Source organism: Bacteroides sp. BFG-606 (assembly GCF_024788145.1).
Classification (GTDB): Bacteria; Bacteroidota; Bacteroidia; order Bacteroidales; family Bacteroidaceae; genus Bacteroides; species Bacteroides vicugnae.
The window spans coordinates 612,884-638,187 of record NZ_JANUIL010000001.1 but is presented as its reverse complement, the minus strand read 5'-3'; the positions used below and the strand labels follow the sequence as shown (position 1 = coordinate 638,187).

At 42.6% G+C, this 25,304-nt stretch carries 19 protein-coding genes and 1 tRNA gene; 11 read left to right on the top strand and 9 right to left on the bottom strand.

Features of this window, described 5'->3' with window-relative positions; translation table 11 throughout:
• Nucleotides 1-102 precede the first annotated feature (102 nt).
• Nucleotides 103-1,305, bottom strand: a complete 1,203-nt coding sequence (locus NXV01_RS02625) for an ATP-binding protein (RefSeq protein ID WP_195650239.1) — start codon at nt 1,303-1,305, stop codon at nt 103-105.
• Between the two features lie 171 nt (nt 1,306-1,476).
• On the opposite strand from NXV01_RS02625, the gene ahcY reads away from it, so the two are divergent.
• The gene (ahcY, locus tag NXV01_RS02620) at nt 1,477-2,907 is read left to right on the top strand and encodes an adenosylhomocysteinase (protein ID WP_409012913.1); all 1,431 of its coding nucleotides are present in this window, start codon (nt 1,477-1,479) and stop codon (nt 2,905-2,907) included.
• 150 nt (nt 2,908-3,057) lie between these two features.
• Nucleotides 3,058-5,586, top strand: coding sequence for a YfhO family protein (locus NXV01_RS02615; RefSeq protein ID WP_259021651.1), 2,529 nt, complete (start codon nt 3,058-3,060; stop codon nt 5,584-5,586).
• Nucleotides 5,587-5,734: 148 nt separating this feature from the next.
• Here the strand turns inward: NXV01_RS02615 and NXV01_RS02610 are convergent, their stop codons facing one another.
• Nucleotides 5,735-6,328: a hypothetical protein gene (locus tag NXV01_RS02610; protein WP_195650241.1), complete on the bottom strand. Its 594-nt coding sequence runs from the start codon at nt 6,326-6,328 to the stop codon at nt 5,735-5,737.
• Nucleotides 6,329-6,933: 605 nt separating this feature from the next.
• A complete protein-coding gene (upp, locus tag NXV01_RS02605) occupies nt 6,934-7,587 on the bottom strand; it encodes a uracil phosphoribosyltransferase (protein ID WP_004310703.1) in 654 nt (217 codons plus the stop codon).
• 280 nt (nt 7,588-7,867) lie between these two features.
• On the opposite strand from upp, the gene pckA reads away from it, so the two are divergent.
• The 4 genes from pckA (at nt 7,868) to NXV01_RS02585 (ending at nt 13,296) form a co-directional block, all read left to right on the top strand.
• Entirely contained in the window at nt 7,868-9,475 is a 1,608-nt protein-coding gene (gene pckA, locus NXV01_RS02600) for a phosphoenolpyruvate carboxykinase (ATP) (protein WP_143259220.1), read from the top strand.
• Nucleotides 9,476-9,696: 221 nt separating this feature from the next.
• On the top strand, nt 9,697-12,186 hold the full coding sequence (locus tag NXV01_RS02595) for a glycosyl hydrolase family 95 catalytic domain-containing protein (RefSeq protein WP_259021650.1): 2,490 nt from the start codon (nt 9,697-9,699) through the stop codon (nt 12,184-12,186).
• A gap of 31 nt (nt 12,187-12,217) precedes the next feature.
• Nucleotides 12,218-12,775, top strand: a complete 558-nt coding sequence (locus tag NXV01_RS02590; protein WP_148365555.1) for a chromate transporter — start codon at nt 12,218-12,220, stop codon at nt 12,773-12,775.
• The gene (locus tag NXV01_RS02585) at nt 12,772-13,296 is read left to right on the top strand and encodes a chromate transporter (protein ID WP_148365554.1); all 525 of its coding nucleotides are present in this window, start codon (nt 12,772-12,774) and stop codon (nt 13,294-13,296) included. Before NXV01_RS02590 ends, NXV01_RS02585 begins: the two co-directional genes overlap by 4 nt.
• An 80-nt stretch (nt 13,297-13,376) precedes the next feature.
• On the opposite strand, the gene typA is transcribed toward NXV01_RS02585, so the two are convergent.
• Entirely contained in the window at nt 13,377-15,176 is a 1,800-nt protein-coding gene (gene typA, locus NXV01_RS02580) for a translational GTPase TypA (protein ID WP_259021649.1), read from the bottom strand.
• Between the two features lie 155 nt (nt 15,177-15,331).
• Here typA and rpsO point away from each other — a divergent pair, with 155 nt between their 5' ends.
• The 3 genes from rpsO (at nt 15,332) to NXV01_RS02565 (ending at nt 18,053) form a co-directional block, all read left to right on the top strand.
• Nucleotides 15,332-15,601, top strand: a complete 270-nt coding sequence (rpsO, locus tag NXV01_RS02575; protein ID WP_004296393.1) for a 30S ribosomal protein S15 — start codon at nt 15,332-15,334, stop codon at nt 15,599-15,601.
• 184 nt (nt 15,602-15,785) lie between these two features.
• Nucleotides 15,786-16,361, top strand: coding sequence for a helix-turn-helix domain-containing protein (locus NXV01_RS02570; RefSeq protein WP_004296396.1), 576 nt, complete (start codon nt 15,786-15,788; stop codon nt 16,359-16,361).
• A 42-nt stretch (nt 16,362-16,403) separates the two neighbouring features.
• Nucleotides 16,404-18,053 carry an AMP-binding protein gene (locus NXV01_RS02565; RefSeq protein ID WP_148365552.1) on the top strand — a complete coding sequence of 550 codons (1,650 nt, stop codon included), beginning with the start codon at nt 16,404-16,406 and terminating at the stop codon, nt 18,051-18,053.
• Between the two features lie 155 nt (nt 18,054-18,208).
• On the opposite strand, the gene NXV01_RS02560 is transcribed toward NXV01_RS02565, so the two are convergent.
• A complete protein-coding gene (locus NXV01_RS02560) occupies nt 18,209-19,291 on the bottom strand; it encodes a mannose-1-phosphate guanylyltransferase (RefSeq protein WP_195650244.1) in 1,083 nt (360 codons plus the stop codon).
• A 164-nt stretch (nt 19,292-19,455) separates the two neighbouring features.
• On the opposite strand from NXV01_RS02560, the gene NXV01_RS02555 reads away from it, so the two are divergent.
• Nucleotides 19,456-19,539: transfer RNA gene (locus NXV01_RS02555), tRNA-Leu, on the top strand.
• Between the two features lie 126 nt (nt 19,540-19,665).
• Here NXV01_RS02555 and NXV01_RS02550 read toward each other — a convergent pair.
• From NXV01_RS02550 to NXV01_RS02535, 4 genes are all read right to left on the bottom strand, one after another.
• Nucleotides 19,666-20,601: a transposase gene (locus NXV01_RS02550; protein WP_259021648.1), complete on the bottom strand. Its 936-nt coding sequence runs from the start codon at nt 20,599-20,601 to the stop codon at nt 19,666-19,668.
• Between the two features lie 40 nt (nt 20,602-20,641).
• Complete coding sequence (locus tag NXV01_RS02545; protein WP_259021647.1) at nt 20,642-21,013, bottom strand: transposase; 372 nt, start codon at nt 21,011-21,013, stop codon at nt 20,642-20,644.
• A 351-nt stretch (nt 21,014-21,364) separates the two neighbouring features.
• Nucleotides 21,365-22,135, bottom strand: a complete 771-nt coding sequence (locus tag NXV01_RS02540; protein ID WP_259021646.1) for a LytTR family DNA-binding domain-containing protein — start codon at nt 22,133-22,135, stop codon at nt 21,365-21,367.
• 17 nt (nt 22,136-22,152) lie between these two features.
• Complete coding sequence (locus NXV01_RS02535; RefSeq protein ID WP_195650246.1) at nt 22,153-23,895, bottom strand: histidine kinase; 1,743 nt, start codon at nt 23,893-23,895, stop codon at nt 22,153-22,155.
• Between the two features lie 293 nt (nt 23,896-24,188).
• On the opposite strand from NXV01_RS02535, the gene NXV01_RS02530 reads away from it, so the two are divergent.
• On the top strand, nt 24,189-25,298 hold the full coding sequence (locus NXV01_RS02530) for an efflux RND transporter periplasmic adaptor subunit (protein ID WP_409012912.1): 1,110 nt from the start codon (nt 24,189-24,191) through the stop codon (nt 25,296-25,298).
• Nucleotides 25,299-25,304 lie beyond the last annotated feature (6 nt).

Below are 25,304 nucleotides of genomic sequence, written 5' to 3'. Positions count from 1 at the left end.
GCTTTGTTACTAACAAGCCGCGTTTTCTGTATATCTATATCTAATTGTAAAAGTCCTGTAAGGTCATGCCCGGACACTGATATTTGTGTCCTTAACCGATCTTTATTGGCGAATCAAAGGCAGGGTAAAATAGAATCTGCTTCCTTGTCCTTCCTGAGAGCGCAACCAGATACGTCCACCCATCTTCTCTACCAACATTCTGCAAAGAGTTAATCCCAATCCTGTTCCCTGAACAAAATCGTTGACCTTTCCAAAGCGCCGGAAAATAGTGGCAATTCTTGCTGCCGGAATGCCGATGCCGCTATCTTTAATATAGAACTCTACAAAATCCTCCTTTTCCCGATAGCCGAAATGGATTTCTCCTTTCGGGGTAAACTTCGTAGCGTTACTAAGCAAGTTACTTATAATTTGTATGATGCGATTCCAGTCTCCCGAAGCATACATGTCCGTATCTACGTCGTCCAAAATGAGCCTGACACCGTTTTGCGTCTTATGGCAGAATTGTTGTTCCAGTTGCAGGCAGATATCTATTAATTTGATCGGGCGGATATTGAATTTTAGAGAATCAGCTTCAAGAGATGCCAGATCCAGAATATCATTGAATAGATTCAGCAGCATTTCCGAATTTCGTTCGATGATTTCCGAATATTGGTTCTTCTCTTCCGCAGATGCTGCGGAAGTTATTAGTTTGGAGAACCCTACAATGGCATTGAGCGGGGTACGTATTTCATGACTCATATTTGCCAGAAAAGCAGATTTCAGCCGGTCCGACTCTTCCGCCTTGATTCTGGCGGCCTTTAGCTCTTTCTGTTGTTGGGCATTCGTCTGTTCCGCCTCCCATTGTTGGGATATATCACGGCACATACACAATAGATATTCCTTATCCAAAGGAAAGATACGGTTTTCGTAGTGATGTAAAACACCGTCCAACATAAGATCATGTCTGGCTGTTGAACTTTCTCCTGTGAGAATCACCTTATCCATATTTTTGCGGACACTTTCATAAGCCTCTTTGGGTAGAATGTCTTTTACGTTAGTAGTGGTGATATTGTTGGCGCTGATACCTTCAACGTGATTAGTTGCCGGAGAAGAAGCAAGCTCTATGATGTTGGCGTCATGGTCGAAGACGGTGAGCATGTCAGGAAGAGCATCCAGTATCCGGGTGCTATATTTATCACGAAAACGTTCTTTGGAGGGAGAGGAAGAATCAGAAGAAGAATGAGAGGAAAGAAAATCTATTTTCTCCTCTAATTGTTCGATTATTTCTAAAAGGTCTTCCTTTGTTTTGTTTTTGTAATTCCTCATAGAAGATTTATTGTTATTCATTAGAATGTTGTAGAATTTGTTTTATCTGTTGCAAATATAAGACAATATTCCGAGATGCTGACTGCCTCTCTAGTTATTATAATATAAAAAAAACGGATAGCTTTTGCCCTACTAATCAGAATGTTCTATCTTTGCGTCCATTATATATAAATGATTTACAATATGTCTACAGAATTATTCTCTACTCTGCCCTATAAGGTGGCAGATATTACACTTGCTGATTTCGGACGCAAGGAAATCGATTTGGCAGAAAAAGAAATGCCCGGCCTGATGGCTCTTCGCGAAAAGTATGGAGAATCCAAACCGTTAAAAGGCGCCCGCATTATGGGCTCGTTGCACATGACCATTCAAACGGCTGTGCTGATTGAAACATTAGTGGCTTTAGGAGCTGAAGTACGTTGGTGCTCTTGTAATATATATTCAACACAGGATCATGCTGCTGCTGCAATAGCTGCTGCCGGCGTGCCGGTGTTTGCATGGAAAGGCGAGACTCTTGCCGATTATTGGTGGTGCACGTTGCAGGCATTGAGCTTTGACGGCGGCAAGGGACCGAATGTGATTGTAGATGATGGCGGTGACGCGACAATGATGATCCACGTGGGTTATGATGCAGAAAATAATGCTGCCGTATTGGATAAGGAAGTACACGCAGAGGATGAAATAGAACTGAATGCCATTTTGAAAAAACTGTTGGCAGAAGACAGCACCCGCTGGCATCGTGTAGCGGAAGAAGTGCGTGGCGTATCTGAAGAGACAACGACAGGTGTACACCGTTTGTATCAGATGCAGGAAGAAGGCAAATTGCTGTTCCCGGCATTCAATGTGAACGACTCGGTAACGAAATCTAAGTTTGATAATCTGTACGGTTGCCGCGAATCGTTGGCCGACGGAATCAAGCGCGCAACAGATGTGATGATTGCCGGAAAAGTAGTAGTGGTATGCGGTTATGGTGATGTGGGTAAAGGCTGTTCTCATTCCATGCGTTCTTACGGAGCGCGGGTGCTCGTGACGGAGGTAGACCCGATCTGTGCACTGCAGGCTGCAATGGAGGGTTTCGAAGTAGTGACGATGGAAGAAGCTTGCATGGAAGGTAACATCTTCGTGACCACGACAGGAAATATCGATATTATCCGTATCGACCACATGGAGAAAATGAAAGATCAGGCTATCGTTTGCAACATCGGCCATTTCGATAATGAAATTCAGGTAGATGCTTTGAAACATTATCCGGGCATCAAATGTGTGAATATCAAACCGCAGGTAGACCGTTATTATTTCCCGGATGGACATAGCATCATCTTGTTGGCCGACGGTCGTCTGGTAAATCTGGGATGTGCAACAGGACACCCGTCATTCGTGATGAGTAATTCATTTACCAATCAGACATTGGCACAGATAGAACTGTTCAACAAGAAATATGATATCAATGTATATCGCCTGCCGAAGCATCTGGACGAGGAAGTGGCCCGCCTGCATCTTGAGAAGATCGGTGTGAAACTGACTAAGCTGACTCCCGAACAGGCCGCTTATATCGGTGTGTCGGTGGATGGCCCTTATAAAGCAGATCATTATAGATACTAATTAGATTTACGATTAGACGATTTACCATTTACGATTGATAAATGCAGGAGATTGATATCCCACCGTTATCAATTGTAAATGTTAGATTGCCAATCGTATTTATTTTTATATTCAAACTTCAATCGTAAATAGTAAATCGTCTAATCGTAAATGAAAAAGTTTCTTCCCGACTTAATAGCCATTCTGGCTTTTATCATTCTTTCTTTTGCCTATTTTTTCCCGGCTGATATCGAAGGTCGTATCTTGTTTCAGCATGACACGGCTGCCGGAGTCGGTGCAGGACAAGAATCGAAAGAGTACCTCGAACGTACTGGAGAACGTACACGTTGGACGAATTCGATTTTTGGAGGTATGCCTACCTATCAGATGTCTCCGAGTTACGACTCGACAACGTCTCTGAAAGGAGTGGAGAGGATTTATCGCCTCTTTCTCCCGGATTATGTAGTGCTGACTTTTATCATGATGCTGGGATTTTATATCCTCTTGCGGGCATTCGGAATATCGGCCTGGCTGGCAGGATTAGGCGGAGTGATATGGGCATTCTCTTCCTATTTCTTCATTCTGATACCGGCAGGGCATATCTGGAAGTTTGTGACATTGGCTTATATACCACCTACGATTGCAGGTGTCGTCTTGGCTTACCGGAAGAAATATCTGTTGGGCGGAATCATTACGGCCCTGTTCATCGCCCTTCAGATTCAGTCGAATCACATTCAGATGAGTTATTATTTCATGTTTGTGATCCTGTTTTTTGTAGGAGCTTACTTTGAAGATGCTTATAAAAAGAAAGAATTGCCTCATTTCTTCAAGGCCAGCGGGGTTTTGGCACTGGCTGCCGTGGTAGGAGTCTGTATCAATATTTCCAATCTGTATCATACGTATGAATATAGTAAGGAGACGATGCGCGGCAAGAGCGAATTGAAGCAGGAGGGAGCTGCTGCCAGTCAGACCAGTAGCGGATTGGATCGTGATTATATAACCAACTGGAGTTATGGTATCGGTGAAACGTTGACGTTGCTGGTTCCGAATGTGAAAGGCGGAGGGTCAGGAGCTACGATGTCGCAGAGCGAGGTTGCTATGGCGAAAGCCAATCCACTATATAGCGGCATTTATTCACAGTTTCCACGACAATACTTCGGTGAACAGCCATGGACTGCCGGACCAGTATATGTAGGGGCATTTGTGATGTTTTTGTTTGTTTTAGGCTGCTTTATTGTGAAAGGTCCCCTTAAATGGGCATTGTTGGGAGCTACTATTTTCTCAATTCTGCTTTCATGGGGAAAAAATTTTATGGGACTGACAGACTTCTTCATCGATTATGTCCCGATGTATAATAAGTTCCGTGCCGTATCTTCTATCCTGGTGATAGCTGAATTTACAATTCCTCTGTTGGCGATTTTTGCTCTGAAAGAAATTCTGGGCAAGCCGGATACGTTGAAGTTGAAAGAGAATCGCGGAGGATTGATTACTACCCTGATACTAACAGCCGGTGTGGCGCTGATCCTGGCGGTTGCTCCGGGAGTCTTCTCCTCCGGCTTTGTTACAGCACAAGAAATAGCTACTTTGGAGCAAGTGCTTCCTGCTGAATCTCGTGCCCAACATCTTGCACCGATTATAGCCAATCTGACCGAAATGCGTAAAGCTGTCGTTGCTTCGGATGCATGGCGCAGCTTCTTTATTATAGTGATCGGTTGCCTGTTCTTATTCTTGTATCAACTCCGAAAGTTGAAAGCCTCTTTCACACTGGCGGGTATTGCGCTTTTGTGTCTGATAGATATGTGGAGTGTCAATAAACGCTATTTGAATGATGAACAGTTCGTGCCGAAGTCGAAACAGTCAGAAGCATTCGTGAAGACACAGGCGGATGAGATTATTCTTCAGGATACGACTCCGAATTATCGTGTACTGAACTTCATCGGTTTCCCCGGTAATACATTTAATGAAAACAATACAGCATATTGGCATAAGAGTGTCGGCGGCTATCATGCAGCGAAGCTTCGTCGCTATCAGGAAATGATAGACCATCACATTATGCCCGAAATGGAGGAAACTTATCAGGCTGTAGCCACTGCCGGTGGACAGATGGACAGTGTGGATGCTTCCAAATTCCGTGTACTAAATATGCTGAATACCAAATACTTCATTTTCCCTGCCGGAGAGCAAGGGCAGGCTGTTCCTGTTATGAATCCTTATGCATACGGTAATGCATGGTTCGTAGATAAGGTGCAGTATGTAAATAATGCAAATGAAGAAATAGATGCTTTGAACGATATTCTTCCAACGGAAACAGCCGTAGTGGATGTGAAGTTTAAAGAACAGCTGAAGGGTGTGACAGAAGGATATAAAGATTCATTATCTACCATCCAGTTAACCAGTTACGAGCCAAATCGTTTGGTTTATAAGGCTTCCACTCCTAAAGACGGAGTTGTCGTTTTCTCTGAAATATATTATCCGGGATGGCAGGTTACTATCGATGGTCAGCCGGTGGATATTGCCCGTGCAGACTATATCTTGCGTGCAATAAATATGCCGGCAGGAGAACATACCATCGAGATGTGGTTTGATCCGCAAAGCATACACGTCACGGAAAGTATTGCTTATGCAGCATTGGCTTTATTGTTAATCGGAGTTATGCTTCTTGCGTGGACACAGCGGAGCAAGATAGCGAAGAAGCCTTAAAATGTAATAGTCATCAACCTTATAATGTATTGTAAGGCTGTAAAATAAAGGCGGCTCTCTTCCTCACGAAGAGAGCCGCTACTTTGCATTCACTAAAAAAATTATGAAAAACAAACGCTGTTCATAGAAATATATTAAGTGTGATGTTTTAGAGATTTTTCTGTTCAAAATCCGGTTTTTCGCCAGAGTGATTATCTTTGTGCATTCTTCTTTGAGCAGCCTTTTTCCGTGCGGCATTTTGTTCTGCCTGCCACTTTTCGTACTGCTCTTTTGTCAGAATCTTTTTTATCTTCTTTTCTTTGGCTTCTGCAGCTTTCTTTTGTGAATCGGCAGAATTGTTATCTTTGCTCATCATCGGTCCACCTCCCATTCTGCCGGGAAAACCACCTTCTCTCATCATGGGCGGTTGGCCTCCACCCATTGGTGGGCGTCCTCCCCGCATTTCATGACCTTCTCCCATTGGCGGACGTTGGCCATCCGAATTTTGCATAGCCTTGAAGAATGCTTTCTGCTCTTTCAGGTTCAGCTTGTATATTTTTTTATATTGTTTATCTGTCAACTGGAGTAACTTGTTCATTTGGTCTGTCATCTGCGTGGCTACCTTTTCCGGATTCAACACCTCACGTGGAAGACGCTTTTCTTGTTGCCTTTCTTGCGGCTCATTGGCTTCTTGTGCATTTATAAAACCTGCACAGCACGTTAAGCAGACTGCCAATCCTATCAATTTCATGTTTTTTCTCATCTCTCTTATGCTTTTATTTGTTTTAATACTTCAAAGCTAAGCAGATATCGGAACAGATAAAAATAAAATCGACTAAGTGCGGAGTTTTGTCTATCAAAAGCTCGACTCTACTCTCCTGTGGCTTATATTATCTATGCCTTGGGATGGAAAGGAGTTACGAGGTGGTAAACAAGTAGTTTCAAGCGTTGAAACTGTTGTTTCTCCGGCGTGAAACTATTGTTTCCCCAGCGTGAAACTTTTGTTTCTCCACCTTGAAACTTTTGTTTCTCCAGCGTGAAACTATTGTTTCTCCACCTTGAAACTGATAGTTCCACGGCTTGAAACAAGTCGTTTCAATACGGGAAAGACTATTAAGAACGCGTTGATGTTCTCTTTAGCAATAACTATTATTTAATTTAGGTGGTGATAGGTGATAGATGCGGTGATAGGTTACTGACAACCTATCACCGCTCTGAAAACACTATGGATAAAGGGTTTGATAATGCTGGTGATAGGTTGAAAGAGGATTTCTGTTTTTATATATGAGAGAGAACCGGATATACACAGATTTCTATATCTATTCCTGTGTCGGCTGAATCAGCTGATGGTGTATCGGGTTGAATCATTTATTCTTTTTCGCCATAAGCAAGATCACCTGCATCACCCAATCCCGGAACAATATAAGAATGTTCGTTGATTTCCGGATCAATGGCAGCGCACCAAATGGTTGTCTTGTCTTCAGGAAATACATTCTTTATATGGTCAATGGCCTTTTGGCTGGCAATAATGGAAGCAACGTGAATTTCAGCGGGATGACCTTTCGTCAGCATTGCCTGGTAACTCAGTTCCATACTGCCTCCTGTTGCTAACATAGGATCGGTGATAATCAGTGTTTTATCGTCAATACGGGGGGATGCGATATATTCTATATGTATATCGAATTTCAGCGTATCTTTATATTTGCGGTAAGCGGAAACAAATGCATTTTCCGCCCCGTCGAAATAACTAAGGAAACCTTGGTGGAAAGGCAGACCTGCACGTAGAATAGTGCTGATTACTAAATTGTTGTCCGGCGTACTGACCGGAGCAATTCCCAGTGGTGTCTGGATATTCTTTACCGAGTATTTAAACTCTTTACTCATTTCATAAGCCATGATTTCTCCAATCCGTTCAATGTTACGGCGGAAACGCAGGCGGTCGTTCTGAACTTCTACATTTCTAATTTCGGATATGTACTGGTTTAGAATCGAATTAGTTTGGCCAAAATCAATTACTTTCATATTATATTTTAATCAAATTTTAATCTCATTTTCATAGTATTGTCAGCATACTGGCTTGCAAAGTAAATGATAATCTTTCAAATTGCAATATTCAGTTTGCAGATATTGTTAGGAATTTATAAAAGAGTTTCAATTAAGGAAAAATTTCTTCAATACCTTCTTCCTTTCCAAAGAAAGTATTACTTTTGTAGCCGGATTTACAAGGGGGTATTCAAAGCTCCCCATGTTAAGGTGAAAAGAGATAGAAAACAAAATACCAATTTTAATTAATTCAAAGAAAATGGCAAATTTAGATTTAAGCAAGTACGGCATCACAGGTGTGACCGAGATTTTGCACAATCCGTCTTATGATGTTTTGTTCGCTGAAGAAACAAAACCGAGTCTGGAAGGCTTTGAAAAAGGTCAAGTAACTGAATTAGGCGCTGTGAACGTGATGACAGGTATCTATACCGGTCGTTCTCCTAAAGATAAATTCTTCGTTAAGAATGAAGCTTCTGCTGATTCTGTATGGTGGACTTCTGAAGATTACAAAAACGACAACAAACCATGTACTGAAGAAGCTTGGGCTGACTTGAAAGCTAAAGCTGTAAAACAACTTTCCGGCAAACGTTTGTTCGTTGTTGATACTTTCTGTGGTGCTAACGAAGCTACTCGTATGAAAGTACGTTTCATTATGGAAGTAGCTTGGCAGGCTCACTTCGTAACTAACATGTTCATCCGCCCGACTGCTGAAGAACTTGCTAACTACGGAGAACCTGATTTCGTATGTTTCAACGCTTCTAAAGCAAAAGTTGACAACTACAAAGAACTGGGCTTGAACTCTGAAACTGCTACTGTATTCAACCTGAAGACTAAAGAACAAGTAATCCTGAATACTTGGTACGGTGGTGAAATGAAGAAAGGTATGTTCTCTATCATGAACTACATGAACCCGCTTCGTGGTATCGCTTCTATGCACTGTTCTGCTAACACTGATATGGAAGGAACTAGCTCTGCTATTTTCTTCGGATTGTCTGGTACAGGTAAGACAACTTTGTCTACTGACCCGAAACGTAAATTGATCGGTGACGACGAACACGGATGGGATAACGAAGGTGTATTCAACTACGAAGGTGGTTGCTACGCTAAGGTTATCAACCTGGATAAAGAAAGCGAACCGGATATCTACAATGCTATCACACGTGATGCTTTGCTTGAAAACGTAACAGTTGACGCTAACGGTAAGATTGATTTCACAGATAAGAGCGTGACTGAAAACACTCGCGTTTCGTATCCTATTTATCACATCGAAAACATTGTTAAACCGGTTTCTAAAGGTCCTCACGCTAAACAAGTTATCTTCTTGTCTGCTGATGCATTCGGTGTATTGCCTCCGGTATCTATCTTGAACCCGGAACAGGCTCAATACTACTTCTTGTCTGGATTTACAGCTAAATTGGCTGGTACAGAACGTGGTATCACTGAACCGACTCCGACATTCTCTGCTTGCTTCGGTGCTGCTTTCTTGTCATTGCACCCGACTAAATATGCAGAAGAATTGGTTAAGAAGATGGAAATGACTGGTGCTAAAGCATACTTGGTTAACACAGGATGGAATGGTTCTGGCAAACGTATCTCTATCAAAGATACTCGTGGTATCATCGATGCTATCCTTGATGGTTCTATTGACAAAGCTCCTACTAAGGTTATTCCTTTCTTCGACTTTGTTGTTCCTACAGAACTTCCGGGTGTTGATCCGAAGATCCTTGATCCACGCGACACTTACGAATGTGCTTGCAAATGGGAAGAAAAAGCAAAAGATTTGGCTGGACGTTTCATCAAGAACTTCGCTAAATTTACTGGTAACGAAGCTGGTAAGGCTTTGGTTGCTGCTGGTCCGAAACTCTAATTGGAGAATCAGATATAATATGGAAGGCGGTTCGATTTCGAACCGCCTTTTTTTTGTTTATGCCTGTGCCTTTCTATGGGAATAAATGCTGCCTGTTTAAAACTTTTCCCTATATTTGCCAAAACAGGAGTACTAACCTTTAAAGGCAGTTATGGTATATTTTGATTACTTTTGTGCAAATTATATATAAGTGGATAATCTTGAATAATAATACGACGACCATGAAGAAATTTTATTTCCTTCTTATCAGTTCCTTATTCCTTACCTCCGGGCTTTATGCCGGAGAAACCGATTATACTCAAAGACTTTCCATCTGGTTTGACACTCCCAATACTTTGCAGGGGTATGCTGCCTGGTATGGCGGAAGACCGGATTTGTGGAAAGGTGAAAATAAACCGGTAACAGCAGGAAGCGGACGTAATCTGGATGCCAGTTGGGAGTCACAGTCATTGCCTATTGGTAACGGCAGCCTCGGCGCAAATATTATGGGATCGGTGGAAGCCGAGCGTATCACTTTCAATGAAAAAACGCTTTGGCGCGGTGGTCCGAACACAGCGAAAGGTGCGGACTATTATTGGAATGTCAATAAGCAATCGGCCCATCTTTTAGATGAAATACGCAAAGCATTTACAGAAGGAGATCAGAAAAAGGCTGAAATGCTGACGCGGCAGAACTTCAATAGTGAAGTATCGTATGAAGCTGACGGAGAAAATCCTTTCCGTTTCGGCAGCTTTACTACAATGGGAGAGTTTTATGTAGAAACCGGACTGAATATGATAGGAATGAGCGATTATAAGCGCATTCTGTCTTTGGATTCGGCTATGGCAGTCGTGCAATTCAAAAAGGATCGTGTGGCTTATCAACGTAACTTTTTTATCTCTTACCCTGCCAATGTAATGGTGGTACGTTTTAGCGCGGATCAACCGGGGAAACAAAATCTGGTTTTCAGTTATGCGCCCAATCCCCTGTCTACCGGCAGCATGGCTTCTGATGGAAATAAAGGATTGGTTTACACAGCTTCTTTGGATAATAATGGAATGGAATATGCTGTTCGTATCCGGGCAGAAGCGAAAGGAGGAACACTGTCTAATGCAGATGGAAAGTTGACGGTGAAGGATGCAGACGAAGTTGTATTTTATGTCACAGCGGACACTGACTATAAGATTAACTTTGATCCGGATTTCAAAGATCCGAAAACATATATAGGTGTTAATCCCGAAGAAACTACAAAGCAGTGGATGAATAACGCAGTGGCGCAGGGATATACTGCTTTATTCAATCAGCATTATAATGATTATGCTACTCTGTTCAACCGGGTCCGGCTGAATCTGAATCCAGCGGTGAAAGGAGTGAACCTGCCTACTTCTCAACGTCTGAAAAATTATCGGAAAGGACAACCGGATTATTATCTGGAAGAGTTGTATTATCAATTTGGACGTTATCTCCTGATTGCCAGTTCCCGTCCGGGCAATATGCCTGCCAATCTGCAGGGGATCTGGCACAATAATGTTGATGGGCCGTGGCGTGTGGATTATCATAATAACATCAATATCCAGATGAATTATTGGCCTGCTTGTTCTACCAACTTGAATGAGTGCGTGCTTCCGTTGATTGACTTTATCCGTACGCTCGTGAAACCGGGCGAGAAGACTGCACAGGCTTATTTCGGTGCTAGAGGATGGACGGCATCTATCTCAGGCAATATTTTTGGCTTTACCACTCCGTTGGAAAGTCAGGATATGTCGTGGAACTTCAATCCGATGGCAGGTCCTTGGCTGGCTACCCATATCTGGGAGTATTACGACTATACAAGAAACTTGAAATTTCTGAAAGAAACCGGTTATGAACTGATTAAGAGTAGTGCCGATTTTGCAGTCGATTACCTGTGGCATAAGCCGGATGGAACCTATACGGCTGCTCCGTCCACTTCGCCCGAACATGGTCCTATCGATCAGGGAGCTACTTTTGTGCATGCCGTGGTGCGTGAAATTCTGATGGATGCGATTGAGGCAAGCAAAGTGTTGGGTGTAGATAAGAAAGAACGTAAGCAGTGGGAGCATGTGCTTGCCAATCTCGTTCCCTATCAAATAGGTCGTTATGGTCAGTTGATGGAATGGTCGGTGGATATTGATGATCCGAAAGATGAACATCGTCATGTGAATCATTTGTTCGGCCTGCATCCGGGGCATACGGTTTCTCCGGTCACTACTCCCGAACTGGCGAAAGCTGCTAAAGTAGTATTGGTGCATCGTGGTGATGGTGCTACCGGTTGGAGTATGGGTTGGAAGTTGAATCAGTGGGCGCGTTTGCAGGATGGTAATCATGCTTATACTTTATTCGGCAATTTATTGAAGAACGGAACCATGGATAATTTGTGGGATACGCATCCGCCTTTCCAGATTGATGGAAACTTTGGCGGGACAGCGGGAATTACCGAAATGTTGCTCCAAAGTCATATGGGCTTTATTCAATTATTACCGGCTTTGCCGGATGCATGGAAAGATGGTTCTATCAGTGGTATCTGTGCAAAAGGAAATTTTGAGGTGGATATGATTTGGGAGAATCATCTGTTGAAGGAAGCTGTTGTGCGCTCTAATGCAGGAGGCAACTGTGTTATAAAGTATGCGGATCAGACTATCTCCTTTAAAACAGTGAAAGGACACAGTTATCAGATTAGATATGATGCAGCCAAAGGGCTCATTAAAAATTAAACGCAAAATATCGGAAAGTTAGAAAGAGAGGATGGTACTGGAGTATTTAAAATTATTCGTGACATTTGCGAAGATTGGAATGTTTACTATTGGTGGTGGTTATGCCATGATTCCGTTGATTGAACGGGAGATTGTTGCCAAACAATGGATGAGTAAGGAAGAATTTATGGAGATGTTTGCTTTGACACAGTCACTTCCGGGGGTGTTTGCGGTGAATATTTCTATCTTCGTAGGATATAAGTTGTATAAGGTGGGTGGGAGTCTGGTGTGTGCATTGGCTACGATTCTTCCTTCTTTCGTTATCATGATGCTGATAGCCATGTTTTTTGCACGGTTTCAGGATAATGAAGTGATGATTCGCATCTTTAATGGAATACGTCCTGCCGTAGTAGCATTGATTCTGTTTCCTTGTATTTCTGCTGCAAGAGCTTTGAAACTGAAGTATTTTCAGTTGGTTGCTCCTGCCATAGCTACCGTGTTGATCTGGCAGTTCGGCTTATCACCTATTTATATTGTATTGGCCGGAATTATAGGGGGATTGGTATATACATTATGGTTGAAAGAAAAAATAGCGAATAAACAGGTATGATATATTGGCAATTACTTTGGGTGTATCTTAAAATAGGTATGTTCGGTTTTGGGGGTGGATATGCGATGCTTTCCCTGATTCAACATGAGATAGTGGATCTCCATCATTGGCTGACTCCTCAACAGTTTACGGATGTGGTCGCAATTTCGCAGATGACTCCGGGACCGATTGGTATAAATAGTGCTACGTACGTAGGCTATGCGGTAACACAAAGTGTTTGGGGAGCTGTGTTGGCCACTGTAGCCGTTTGTTTGCCTTCTTTTATTTTGGTATTGCTCATTTCTTATTTCTTTGCGAAGTGTAAGGATAATAAGTATATTAAAGCGGCTATGTCTGGACTGCTTCCTATGTCGGTCGCCCTGATTGCTTCTGCTGCATTGCTTATGATGAATAGAGAGAATTTTATGGACTATAAAAGCATCGGTATTTTCGCAGTCGCCTTTGGGGTTACATGGAAATGGAATCTTCATCCTATTCTATTGATTTGTCTGGCGGGTGTGGTAGGATTGTTGCTGTATTAGTAATGCTTATAGGAAAAAGAAAATCCCGGTTAAACACTGCGTTTAACCGGGATTTCTATTATAATATTATGAAAGAATGGTTAGTTCTTGTTTGCACGTTTACGTTCGATTTCGTCCAAAATCACTTTACGCATACGCATTGCTTTAGGGGTAACTTCTACATACTCGTCTTCCTTGATATACTCCAGTGCTTCTTCGAGTGAGAACTGGATAGGTGGAATCAGACGTACTTTATCATCCGAACCGGAAGCACGCATATTCGTCAACTTCTTCGATTTGGTAACATTGATAACCAGGTCGTTGTCGTGAGAATGCTCACCTACTACTTGTCCTGCATAAACATCATCCTGCGGGAAGATAAAGAACTTACCGCGATCCTGCAATTTGTCGATGGCATAAGCGAAAGCTGTTCCACTTTCCATAGCAATCATAGAACCGTTCGTACGACGTTCGATTTCTCCTTTGTGCGGCTGATATTCTTTGAAGCGGTGTGCCATGATGGCTTCACCGGCAGAAGCAGTCAGTACATTGGTACGCAATCCGATGATACCACGAGAAGGCATATCGAATTCGAGATTGATACGTTCGCCCGTGTTTTCCATCTTCACCATCTCGCCTTTACGACGGGTAACCATATCAATAATCTTGCTGGAATATTCTTCCGGTACATTGATGGTCAACTCTTCAATCGGCTCGCATTTCACACCGTCGATTTCTTTGAAGATAACCTGCGGCTGACCCACCTGTAATTCGTAACCCTCACGACGCATTGTTTCGATCAATACAGAGAGGTGGAGTACGCCACGACCGGAAACAATCCATTTACCGTCTTCCTCACTCTTTCTTACACGGAGAGCCAAGTTCTTATCGAGTTCTTTCATCAGGCGGTCATGGATGTGGCGTGAAGTCACAAACTTACCATCCTTGCCGAAGAAAGGAGAATCGTTGATCGCAAACAACATACTCATAGTCGGCTCATCAATAGCGATTGGCGGCAATGCTTCCGGATTCTCGAAATCACAAACTGTATCTCCAATCTCGAATCCGTCGATACCTACCAGTGCGCAGATGTCACCGGAAGAGACTTCGCTTGTTTTCACGCGGCCTAAACCTTCGAAAACATGGAGTTCTTTGATTTTGCTCTTGAACATATCGCCGTTGCGTTTCGCAAGCGTTATATTCATACCTTCTTTTAATGTACCGCGATGTACGCGACCTACGGCGATACGACCGGTATAAGAAGAATAATCCAGAGAAGTAATCAACATCTGGGGAGTGCCTTCCAGTTGTTGGGGTGCCGGAATATTTTCGATGATACAATCCAATAGCGGAGTAATACTGTCAGTCTGTTGCTTCCAGTCGGTGCTCATCCAGTTGTTTTTGGCGGAACCGTAGATTACGGGGAAGTCCAGCTGGTCTTCCGTTGCGTTCAGGCTGAACATCAAATCGAAAACCATTTCGTAAACTTCTTCCGGACGGCAGTTAGGCTTATCTACCTTATTAACTACCACGATAGGTTTCAAACCGATTTCCAGCGCCTTTTGCAGTACGAAACGAGTCTGGGGCATCGGACCTTCGAAGGCGTCTACCAACAGAATACAACCGTCGGCCATATTCAATACGCGTTCTACCTCACCACCGAAGTCGCTGTGTCCCGGAGTATCAATAATATTAATTTTTGTACCGTTGTAATTGATGGATACGTTTTTGGAGAGAATCGTTATACCACGTTCACGTTCCAAATCGTTGTTATCCAGGATAAGTTCACCACTATTTTGGTTGCTGCGGAATAAATTTCCGGCCAATAGCATCTTGTCAACCAGCGTTGTTTTCCCATGGTCAACATGGGCAATGATTGCAATGTTTCGAATATTTTGCATATAATACCTATTATTTGGCTGCAAAGGTACGAAAATAGGATTAGAAATATATGCAATGATAGCAATTTTTTCTTGTAAATCGTTGTGTGATATAAAGATAATGCCTATCTTTGCACGCTCAAAAGAATAATTTATCAATTAAAATTCTAAGAATTATGTATTTAGACGCTGCTAAAAAGCAAGAAATCTTCGGAAAGTACGGAAAGTCTAACACTGATACCGGCTCAGCTGAGGCCCAGGTGGCTTTGTTTTCCTACCGTATTTCTCACCTGACTGAGCACATGAAGCTCAACAGAAAAGATTATAGTACTGAAAGAGCGTTAACAATGTTGGTAGGTAAGCGTCGTCGCTTGCTCGATTACCTGAAGGCAAGAGATATCGAAAGATATCGTGCTATTGTTAAAGAGCTCGGTTTGCGTAAGTAATCTACTTGTCGCGAAAAGATTAAGAGCCGTTCCTCATTATAGAGGAGCGGCTTTTTTAGTTTCTTCTTTTTCTTCCTGACAGTCGTATTTTCTTCAGTTATAATTGTGTCCATCTAAAGATTTTGCTATTTTTGCAACTTAATTATTATAATTTATCACCTTTGATAACTAAAATGCTTTCAAAATGGATACAAGTAAGATTGTTGGCGAAAAGATTAAAGCCCTCCGCGAAGATAAATCAATAAGCATAGAAGAGTTGGCACAACGTTCGGGTTTGGCTATCGAACAAGTTGAACGTATTGAGAATAATATTGATATACCTTCTCTTGCACCGCTAATTAAAATAGCGCGTGTGTTGGGAGTACGTCTGGGGACTTTTCTTGATGACCAGGATGAAGTCGGACCGGTGGTATGTCGTAAGAAAGAAGCCAAAGATGCGATTAGTTTTTCCAATAACGCGATTCATTCTCGCAAACACATGGAATATCACTCGTTGTCCAAGTCAAAGGCAGATCGTCATATGGAACCGTTTATTATCGATGTGATGCCAACGGAGGATACCGACTTCGTGCTTTCTTCTCATGAAGGGGAGGAGTTTATCATGGTTATGGAAGGTATCATGGAAATCAGCTACGGTAAGAATACCTATTTGTTGGAAGAGGGTGATAGCATTTATTATGATTCCATTGTTCCTCATCATGTACATGCTTACGAGGGGCAGGCTGCAAAAATCCTGGCAGTAGTTTACACGCCGATTTGAGTTGAGTATAAAGTATTAAGTATTAAGTATAGAAAGAATCCCATGCAATTATTTGATCGTACTTTGGGACAGTGGCTCGAGCACTGGGCTGAAGAGACTCCCGATAAGGAATATATCGTTTATTCCGACCGCAATCTCCGTTTTACCTGGAGCCAGTTAAACCGTCGTGTGGATGATATGGCGAAAGGGCTTATCGCCATTGGTGTGGAACGTGGTACCCATGTGGGTATCTGGGCGGCTAATGTTCCCGATTGGTTGACATTGTTGTATGCTTGTGCGAAGATCGGTGCGGTATATGTTACTGTGAATACGAACTATAAACAATCGGAGTTGGAGTATCTTTGCCAGGATTCGGATATGCATACGCTTTGTATCGTGAATGGCGAGAAGGACAGTGACTTTGTGCAGATGACCTATACAATGCTTCCCGAATTGAAAACCTGTGAACGCGGACATTTGAAGAGTGAACGTTTTCCGTACATGAGAAATGTAGTGTATGTAGGGCAGGAGAAACATCGGGGTATGTATAATACAGCGGAGATTCTGTTATTGGGAAATAATGTGAAAGATGATTGTTTGAGCGAACTCAAAAGCAAGGTGGATTGTCACGATGTGGTGAATATGCAATATACGTCGGGAACTACCGGTTTTCCGAAGGGAGTAATGCTGACACATTATAATATTGCCAATAATGGATTTCTGACTGGTGAACACATGAAGTTCACGGCAGATGATAAACTTTGCTGCTGTGTTCCGTTATTCCATTGTTTCGGAGTGGTGTTGGCTACCATGAACTGTCTGACTCATGGTTGTACGCAGGTAATGGTGGAACGTTTCGATCCGCTGATTGTATTGGCTTCCATTCATAAAGAACGTTGCACGGCTCTTTATGGAGTACCGACTATGTTTATTGCCGAGTTGCATCATCCGATGTTTGATCTCTTTGATATGTCTTGTCTTCGTACAGGTATTATGGCAGGTTCTCTGTGTCCTGTCGAACTGATGAAGCAGGTAGAAGAGAAAATGTATATGAAGGTGACTAGTGTGTATGGACTGACAGAGGCTGCACCGGGTATGACAGCTTCTCGTATTGATGATCCGTTTGATGTACGTTGTAATACGGTAGGGCGTGATTTTGAATTTACGGAAGTAAAAGTGATCGACCCGGAAACTGGTGAAGAATGTCCGGTTGGCGTACAAGGTGAGATGTGCAACCGTGGATATAACACCATGAAAGGATATTATAAAAATCCGGAAGCAACGGCAGAAGTGATCGATGAAAACAACTTCCTGCATTCCGGTGACTTGGGTATCAAGGATGAAGATGGAAATTACCGGATTACCGGACGCATTAAGGATATGATTATCCGGGGTGGTGAGAATATTTATCCGCGCGAAATAGAGGAGTTTCTTTATAAACTTGATGGAGTGAAAGATGTTCAGGTGGCAGGTATTCCTTCTAAGAAATACGGTGAGGCAGTCGGAGCATTTATTATCTTGCAGAAAGGTGTGAAAATGCAGGAAGCCGATGTTCGTGATTTTTGCAGAAATAAAATATCCCGTTATAAGATTCCGAAATATATATTCTTTGTGAATGAGTTCCCGATGACAGGTAGTGGAAAGATTCAGAAGTTCAGATTGAAAGATCTGGGATTGCAACTTTGTAAAGAGCAGGGAATAGAAATTATCTAGGACCTGTGATTGCTTAAAGACACACAAAGTTTTTCAATATAATAAACGGTGAACGGTGAACGAACTGCATGATTGTTTGCAGAGAGTTCACCGTTCATTATTTGTATTATTGTCTTATCCGGTTTTTGCTGTGGCGGGTTAAGTGCTGCGCGCTGCTAAATGAAATCATCACCCAGTTGCATTTGGGCGTCATTCACATATTTACGGATGGCATGTTCTTCATCTTTGCGGCAGATTAAAAGAACGTTGTCTGATTCTGCTATTAGAAATCCTTCCAATCCATCAATTACGGCCAGTTTTCCTTTTGGAAGTACTACCATGTTATCTTTACTATTATAAATAAGCGAATGGCATTTCAGAGTAACATTGCCTTCTGAATCCCTTTCCGATAAATCATAAAGTGATCCCCAGGTTCCAAGATCAGACCAGCCAAAATCTCCTAACGATACATACACGTTGTCCGCTTTTTCCATAATACCGAAATCGATGGATACATTAGGACATGCGGGGAAATTTTCTTCAATAAATGCTTTTTCCTTATCGGTGGCATAAATATCTTTTCCCGGTGCCAGTTTGGAAGCTAATTCAGGCAACAAATCTTCATTTGCTTTGATGATTGTATTTACATTCCACATAAACAGTCCGGAATTCCAGTAAAATTCTCCGCTTTCTACGAATACTTTAGCTAATTCCAGTTCCGGTTTTTCAGTGAATGTTTTTACTTTGTAGAAGTTTTCACCTGCGGGTTCATCTATTTGTATATATCCATATCCTGTTTCCGGACGATTGGGTTTAATACCTAATGTTAGTAGTTTTTCAGAGCGTGAAACAAATTCAAGTCCTTTTTCAATAGCGGCAAGAAACTCATCTTCTTTTAAAATTAAATGGTCTGAAGGTGCAACTACGATATTGGCGTTTGGATTCAGTGCCCGGATGTGGTAAGAGGCCCATGCTATACATGGAGCCGTATTTCGTCTTGCAGGTTCCAGCAGAATTTGGCTTTCGCTTACTTTTGGCAATTGTTCCTTCACTAAGTCTGCATACATTGCATTGGTAACGATGAAAATGTTTTCTGTTGGAATAACCTTTTGGAACCGGTCAAAAGTCTGCTGTAAAAGTGAACGACCCGTTCCGAAGAAATCTAAGAATTGTTTAGGCAATGTTTTGCGGCTAAACGGCCAGAAGCGGCTTCCAATGCCGCCACCCATAATCACGCAATAATTATCCTGGTTTGTCATGATAGTGACTCTATTTTAAAGTTTCTGCTAATGTACGGTTTATTCTCTGAATAGAGAAGTGTTTAAGATATGTTTTATTATTTTTTTCTCCTTTTTTTTGCCAAACTATTGTGGATTCAAAATAATGTCGTATCTTTGCACCGCAATTGAGAAATCAAGTATGCGCCCAGATGGCGGAATCGGTAGACGCGCTGGTCTCAAACACCAGTGGATTCACTTCCATCCCGGTTCGACCCCGGGTCTGGGTACTGAAGCGGAGAAAGTTGAAAAACTCTCTCCGTTTTTCTTTTCTACTCCTCGTAACTCGTTGGTTTGCTGATAGATTAAATCGGCTCAGTTGGAAATCTTGGGGGATTACCCATTCTTAATTTCTGCTATGCATATACTTTAGCTAATCTAAAGAGGAAGAATCTCATATCTGCGACTCCTCTGAAGGAGGCTCTGAAAGCTTTTATTTTCGCATTAAAAGCTTCAGCTGCCGCATTGGTACTTCTGTTGACAAAGAAGTTTAATATCCTTTCATAATGATTCTCAATAGAGTTTGCTACGGTTGCAAACGTTTCATAGCCATACTCTTCTATTTTACTATACCATAAAGCTAATTTAGCTCTTGCTACATCTTTATCATAGTTTGTGGAAAATATCTTTCCCAAGTGTAAAGAATAATAATACACCTGCTTGATATCATCAAATTGTTTGAATAATATTTCAGCTCTAATCTTCTGGCTTTTAGTCCATTTATCAGGTGCTTTAAATAGTAAATATCTACTTCTTGCTAGTAACTGCCTAAGCGTGTCTCCATTTTTAAAAGTCTCCGGTTCATAAGCTACTCCTTGTTCCTTTGCAGCTTTTATTGCCTTGTTCTCATCTTTCATTACCTGCCACCGATAAGTAATACGCAACTCCTGTACGGCTTCGTATACGAGTTTCTGGACATGAAATCTATCGATAACCTGCATGGCGCGTGGAAAACAAGTTTTAGCAATCTTCTGCATACTTCCTGCCATATCCAATGTGATTTCTTTGACCTGATTACGTTGTTCTTTAGGAATCTTCATTAAGATAGCTATAATATCTTCGGCCTTTGTTCCTTGGACTACGGCAATGATTGAACCTTTACGGCCTCGTTTATCCCTGTTGAGTAAGATGGTATAAAGTTCACCTTTACTTAGCGCCGTCTCATCGATACATAGATTATAACCTATATTTTTAGGGTAAAGAATATGGTCTTGGGCATGCTCTTTTTGATTCCAACTCTGATAATCACTCAAATGGTCCTTATATTGATTTTGAAGCTGTTTGCCGTCCATGCAGTAATGCTCGGCCAGACTTTGACAGCTAACGGCATGATTATCTAAGTAATTCTTTTAAAAAAGCACCGAACTCAGCTGTGATGCGAGTACCGGTGGCTACTAAATTCCAGTCACGACTATAAGTCTGACCGGTTGAAGGATCTTCCCAACGACGACGTTTGATACGCAAGTAAACGGCTTTGCCGCGAATAGGAAAATCCTGAACTTCTATCTCAGGAAAAAAGCCTTTCGAATGAAGGGATAAATGGGACAGTTCAGAAGGAATAACCGGGGTTTCTTCTAAAAAGAGAATAAAGCAGGTCTCTTGAGAAAGGCTATCAACAACGGTGAAGTACTCAAGGATACCGGAAGGCAGAAATAGGCTTAAAATATCAGCCGGAAGAAGTGGAGTTTTAGAGTTCGTTTTCATAATGCAAAAATAAGCATTTTAACCAAATCCCCCAAGAATTACAACTGATCCATTAAATCTGGTACTTTGTTATAAGAATTGGTTCGATATTACGGGCTTTGATGTCACTTTCGTGGATAATCTGATAAAACAGGATGAAATGTACATCCCCGCATTAAAGAAAAAAGTGCCGGTATTTTATTATTATGATTAGTGGTTTTTCGGATTTTTCGTTAGAATTTCCGGATTATTACTTCTATAGGTTGTAGTTGTGTAGTGTGTTGTTGTACTATGTACTGCCAGTGTTTGCAGGGTGTCCTGATCTTTCGGTATGACACCCCAGCAAATCTTGATTATAGAGCTAGTCAGTCGTTATCTGTCCAGCCATTTCTTGAATGTGGCAGCTTTCTCCCGGCTTATCAGAATTTCCTCCTGCGGATATCCGTTCATTTCTACCTTTAATTTATAGTTGAACCAGTTGCTGACTTTCTTAATGTGCCCCACCTGTATCATATGCTGGCGGTTTGCACGGAAGAAAGAAGTAGGGTTCATTTCCTTTTCCAGTTGGTCCAATGTGGAAGGAATGGTGGCAGAGGTGCCATCCGTCAGATAAAGGCGGGTTATGTTCTGTTGAGAGTGGATGAAACAGACGTTTTGGACTTCGATAGTGATATATTCGTCTCTGCGGGATACCAGAAATCTTTCCCGATAATGAGGGGTGGGAATAGCCCCACTCAGGTATTCCAACAGCTGTTCCAGATTCGGGGCAGTGGTAGTAGGAGATGAGGGGGATATTCTTTCTATCGCTTTTTGTATAGCTGCTTCCAATTCATCCGAGTCGATAGGCTTCAGCAAATAGTCGATACTATTGAATTTAAATGCCTGTATAGCATACTGGTCATAGGCAGTGGTGAAAATGATGGGCGAGACTATCTCCATTTGACGGAAAATGTCGAAACTTAATCCATCCTGTAGGCGGATGTCGGAGAATATCAGGTCCGGCTGCTCCCGTTGGAGGAAATCTATGCTTTGGACAATACTTTTGGTGATGCCGGAAATTTCGTAATCAGGGTGCAGTGCACAGATGTAACGTTGCAGGCGTTCGGCACTGTGGTTTTCGTCTTCTATAATCAGAACTTTCATGGAATTTATCATTTCGTTTAAAGCGTTGAAAGGGTGACACGATAGATGTGTTCATCCTGATAGATTTCAGGGGCGGGAGCACCAGTGAGCTGATACCGCTCTTTGATATTTCGCAGCCCGATGTGGTGGGTGGAAGAGTTCGGAGTAAGAGGTTTGCAGTTGTTTTCCACTACCAATTTGTTCCCATCAGAATATACACGGATGAATAGCGGTGTTTCTTCCGACACTTGATTGTGCTTGATAGCATTCTCCAGTAACATCTGCAATACAATGGGAGGGATCTGTCTCTCGCGGATAGCGTCCTGAACTTGTACTTCTACCTGTATGGCATCCTCAAACCGTATTTTGAGTAGGAAGATATAAGCCTCCAGACTGGATAATTCATCGGCAACGGATGAAAGATTCTTATCTACATTAGCTACGATATGCCGGTAAACTTTGGAGAGACATTTGATGTAGATGGGAGCTGTGGCATCTCCCGTCTCTACCAGGTCGAGCAGGATGCTGAGATTATTGAATATAAAATGCGGGTCTATCTGCATCTTCAGTGCGTCAAGGCGTGATTGCTGACGTTTCAGTTGCAGGTTTTTTTTCTTCTTTTGCAGAATGATGGAGATAGACATTAGAATGAGGATGACGGTAAAAGCAATGACAATAATCCGGCAATAGAAGACCCAGTACCGGTAGTATTCTGCCTCTGCGACTTCGGAGTCACGGATCGTTTTTCGAAGTTTATCCACATTCTCTATTTGAGCAAGGTCCTCGTTATAAGCGATGCTGTCTATCTGTGCTTGATAGTGCGTCAGTCTTTCCAAGCAGTCTGATACACCATTGAGAGAACCGGTACGTATATTCAGATCTGTCAACTGGCGATAGGTTTTCAGGCAGATAAAGGGGTTATTACTCTGACTGCTTCGGTTTAGGTAAAAACGAGCGGAATCGATTTGTTGAAGATCGGAATGTATCTTGCCGAGCAGATAGTCGACCGAGTCCTGATATAAATGCGGGATTTGCAGAGCATAGATACGAGCGGAGTCGGACATGTGCTTGTCGGCATATTTTTCGCTAAGGAGGAATAATAACCGGGCTTGCAAGGAGCCGGAGTAGCCTTTCATAGAAGCTGTTTTGAGCAGAGGAATACTCTCATCACCGTCATTTGTCCGGGCGTAATAGTGGGTGAGTTCAGAGTAGGCTTCGGCAATGAGAGAGGGATTGTTTAGTTCCCTGGCTAGAGAGAGGGCGGCGAGTTTGGCCTCTTTCTCTTCTTTCATCATGTGCTTAGTGTGGTAAACCTGCCCTTTGAAGTTGTTGAGGTAGAAGTTTAGTTCGCGAAGATCGTACACATCGTTGTTGTATTGTGTGCAGAGGGTGAAATATTCTACGGCTTCGAGCAGGAAATTAGAGTGGCGGGCTATCTCGCCCCGGTAGTAATATATTTCCGTCAGGTGTAATGAGTCCGCTTTATATTTGAAGTAAGGACTGACGATGTTAAGTAGCGAATCCGGCACAAGATATTCCTGTATGCCGATAAGAGCACCGGCTTTTACTAAATCGCACATCATGTAGTTCCTTTCGCTCAAGAAAGTACGGTTTATCTGTTCCACATCTTCCAGTGCTTTTCGTGGATTCACTTCAATGAGTCCGTTGGCATACTCCAGACGGCTGCGTGCGGAGCGGTTCACACGATAGAGGTAGTAAGCGGAAAAGCTTACCACAAGCAGGAATATTGCGGCTGTGAGATAAATACGTTTTCTTATCATAACTGCGTAATCAAGTCTGAAATGCAAGTCTATTTATTAGGATGGACTCTTATCTTTGTTTGGGCAAAAGTAGTAAATAATACCAAATAGCATTACATCTTCATCACAACTTTATATGAAGAGGGTAGGTCTTTGGCTTCATTCATTCCGTTTCACCACTTATCTCTGCGGTTTCGTCCCCCAAAAATCCGGCTTTGACCAGAATTACATTGCGGGAGCGGGCGCTGACACCTACTTTTGCACCGCTCTTGTGAGAACTAATCAATCACTATAATACATTGAATTTTATGAAAATGGAAACAAACAAAATGTGGCAAATCTTCATGCTGACAACACTCCTTACTCTTGCCGGATGCAAGAACGGAGGAGGAGAATATTCGCAGTCTGTATCGGAATATGCGACGATGCAGGTGGCACCAGTCAATAAAACTCTTTCTACCCAATACCCGGCGGCTATCCAGGGTAAGCAGGATATTGCTATCTTTCCGCAGGTGACGGGAACCATCACCCGATTGTGTGTAAACGAGGGACAGGCGGTGAAACGTGGACAAGTGCTTTTCATCATCGACCAGGTTCCCTATCAGGCAGCTTTGGCCACAGCCCGGGCGAATATGGAAGCAGCCGGTGCTACATTGGCTACGGCACAACTGACTTACGATAGCAAGAAAGAACTCTTTGCTCAAAACGTCATTTCGGCTTATGAATTGAAAACGGCCGAGAATAATCTGTTGATGGCGAAAGCCGGACGCGCACAAGCCAAAGCGCAGGAGCTGAGTGCTGCCAATGACCTTTCCTACACCGAAGTGAAAAGTCCCTCGGATGGAGTGATCGGTACACTTCCCTATCGCGTTGGTACACTTGTTAGTGCCGGAATGGCACAGCCACTAACTACTGTATCAGACAACTCGGACATGTATGTTTACTTCTCAATGACGGAAAATCAACTCTTAGGACTCATTCGCCAATATGGTTCTAAAGAGAAGGCTTTGCAGTCGATGCCTGCTATCGAACTGGTGCTGAATGACCGGACTACCTACGAGGAAAAAGGTACCATAGCAACTATCAGCGGAGTAGTGGATGCTTCGACAGGAACCGTCAGTGTACGGGCAGCATTCCCCAACAAGAACGGACTGCTGCATAGTGGAAGCTCGGGAAATGTGGTGGTGCCGGCGGTCTACAAAGACGGTATCATTATCCCTCGTGCAGCAACATACGAAGTGCAGGACAAGGTCTTTGTCTATAAGGTAGTGGATGGCAAAACGCATTCTACCCAAATAAGTGTGGAGCGTGTGGACGGTGGACAGGATTACATCGTGACGAACGGACTTGCCGTAGGGGATGAAATCGTGACAGAAGGTGTCGGACTACTACAGGATGGAATGCCGATAACAAAGAAGAAGTAACTAACT

What these genes read in the sequence shown, in the direction of transcription:
- NXV01_RS02625 (WP_195650239.1), bottom strand. Translation starts at nt 1,305, where the DNA reads ATGAGGAATTACAAAAACAAAACAAAGGAAGACCTTTTAGAAATAATC.
- ahcY (WP_409012913.1), top strand. Translation starts at nt 1,477, where the DNA reads ATGATTTACAATATGTCTACAGAATTATTCTCTACTCTGCCCTATAAG.
- NXV01_RS02615 (WP_259021651.1), top strand. Translation starts at nt 3,058, where the DNA reads ATGAAAAAGTTTCTTCCCGACTTAATAGCCATTCTGGCTTTTATCATT.
- NXV01_RS02610 (WP_195650241.1), bottom strand. Translation starts at nt 6,328, where the DNA reads ATGAGAAAAAACATGAAATTGATAGGATTGGCAGTCTGCTTAACGTGC.
- upp (WP_004310703.1), bottom strand. Translation starts at nt 7,587, where the DNA reads ATGAAAGTAATTGATTTTGGCCAAACTAATTCGATTCTAAACCAGTAC.
- pckA (WP_143259220.1), top strand. Translation starts at nt 7,868, where the DNA reads ATGGCAAATTTAGATTTAAGCAAGTACGGCATCACAGGTGTGACCGAG.
- NXV01_RS02595 (WP_259021650.1), top strand. Translation starts at nt 9,697, where the DNA reads ATGAAGAAATTTTATTTCCTTCTTATCAGTTCCTTATTCCTTACCTCC.
- NXV01_RS02590 (WP_148365555.1), top strand. Translation starts at nt 12,218, where the DNA reads ATGGTACTGGAGTATTTAAAATTATTCGTGACATTTGCGAAGATTGGA.
- NXV01_RS02585 (WP_148365554.1), top strand. Translation starts at nt 12,772, where the DNA reads ATGATATATTGGCAATTACTTTGGGTGTATCTTAAAATAGGTATGTTC.
- typA (WP_259021649.1), bottom strand. Translation starts at nt 15,176, where the DNA reads ATGCAAAATATTCGAAACATTGCAATCATTGCCCATGTTGACCATGGG.
- rpsO (WP_004296393.1), top strand. Translation starts at nt 15,332, where the DNA reads ATGTATTTAGACGCTGCTAAAAAGCAAGAAATCTTCGGAAAGTACGGA.
- NXV01_RS02570 (WP_004296396.1), top strand. Translation starts at nt 15,786, where the DNA reads ATGGATACAAGTAAGATTGTTGGCGAAAAGATTAAAGCCCTCCGCGAA.
- NXV01_RS02565 (WP_148365552.1), top strand. Translation starts at nt 16,404, where the DNA reads ATGCAATTATTTGATCGTACTTTGGGACAGTGGCTCGAGCACTGGGCT.
- NXV01_RS02560 (WP_195650244.1), bottom strand. Translation starts at nt 19,291, where the DNA reads ATGACAAACCAGGATAATTATTGCGTGATTATGGGTGGCGGCATTGGA.
- NXV01_RS02550 (WP_259021648.1), bottom strand. Translation starts at nt 20,601, where the DNA reads ATGGACGGCAAACAGCTTCAAAATCAATATAAGGACCATTTGAGTGAT.
- NXV01_RS02545 (WP_259021647.1), bottom strand. Translation starts at nt 21,013, where the DNA reads ATGAAAACGAACTCTAAAACTCCACTTCTTCCGGCTGATATTTTAAGC.
- NXV01_RS02540 (WP_259021646.1), bottom strand. Translation starts at nt 22,135, where the DNA reads ATGAAAGTTCTGATTATAGAAGACGAAAACCACAGTGCCGAACGCCTG.
- NXV01_RS02535 (WP_195650246.1), bottom strand. Translation starts at nt 23,895, where the DNA reads ATGATAAGAAAACGTATTTATCTCACAGCCGCAATATTCCTGCTTGTG.
- NXV01_RS02530 (WP_409012912.1), top strand. Translation starts at nt 24,189, where the DNA reads ATGGAAACAAACAAAATGTGGCAAATCTTCATGCTGACAACACTCCTT.